The organism is Pseudomonas sp. K5002 (assembly GCF_013386655.1).
Classification (GTDB): Bacteria; Pseudomonadota; Gammaproteobacteria; order Pseudomonadales; family Pseudomonadaceae; genus Aquipseudomonas.
Genome location: NZ_JACARK010000927.1, coordinates 1 through 1,282, shown reverse-complemented (window position 1 = coordinate 1,282; position 1,282 = coordinate 1). Strand labels below are relative to the sequence as shown.

Genomic DNA, 1,282 nt, shown 5'->3' with positions numbered 1-1,282 from the left:
GCGGCCTTGTTGGACTGCGCGGCGAGCGGCATTGTCCAGGCGCGCCGAGGCTCCACGCTGACTGCGCAGTTGCAAGCGCTCCTGTTCGCTGGCGGTATCAAGAATTTCCTGGATGGCTCGCCTCGACAATCCAGGGAAGCGCCGTTGCAGCACCGCCTCTTCGCCAGCCAGCGGCGCCGTATCCGCCACTGGCTGGCTGCGGAACTGCTCCAGGGTATCGGCCAGCACGGCGGGCAGCGGCCTGCCTTCGATATACGCCTTGCGCAACACGTCATCCTGGACCCCACTGATATCCCCAATAATGCCCAGTGTCGTATCAGAGAATTCTTCAGTGGCAGGCCCCAGTCGTCGCAACAGGGTCAGGCGGTCCCATTTGAAGGGCTGCTCATGCACATGCCGCCAGGCACCGGCGTTGTTGTGTTCAAGGATCGGTTGGTAAGCCTCGGGATTATCCGGGTGTTTGATCCGCCACTTGCGGATTCGGCTGTCGAAGACCTTTTCATGCAGGTTTTCGCCGATACGCACATAAATCTTGCCGCCTGTCTCGTACTGGCCCCGGGCATTGGGCTTGAGAGCCGGGGCCAGCACCACCTCGCTGCGGTACGGCGCCAAGTCCGGTTTCCACAGCCGAGCCTCACCACTGGGCAGTTTGACCGGTACCAGGCCATCCACCCAGCGGGATACCTGGATTTTCGGCGCGCGACCGGCCAGGGCCGTCGAACCGCCGAGGGCGGCCATGAAGGCCACGTTCAGCGCCACCGACTCCAGATGTCCCCAGGCGGCATCCATGTCGCCTTCCTTCCACGCCTCGATGCCATGGTAGACCTCCAGGCCCAGTTGCACAGCCGTGACCGCCAGCATCACCTCCCCCAGGCCGGGCACGACAAAGGCCGCCACGTTCAGCACATTCAAGCCAATACTCAGCCAATGTTCGTGGCGTTCCTGGGCAGCCTTGCGATCCGCCTCGGCGGTGGGTACGGCGAGCGTTCTGGCGTTATCTTTCAGGCGTTGCAGGTGGTTATCATAGAGCGCTCCGAACAGCTCGCCACTGATCAGGCTTTCGCGGCGCGCCAGGTTGACGTTCGGGTCGTAGACCTGCTCCATGTAGCCTCTGGAATTCCACTCGAAGGTAAAGAGCTTGGTCTTCAGTCGTTGCAGGAAAGCCGGGGCTTCGTCTTGCGGCACCAGGCTGGCAAACAGCCGCTGATACTCCGGGGAGCGCAGGTTGATCGCCAGTTCCGCCTCGAACGCCTTTATCGACGGGTATTCCTTGAGCGGGCAC

At 62.4% G+C, this 1,282-nt stretch carries 1 pseudogene; it reads right to left on the bottom strand.

Annotated elements, in window-relative coordinates:
• Positions 1 to 1,282 (bottom strand): annotated as a pseudogene (locus HX846_RS31130) (hypothetical protein); the annotation flags it as partial.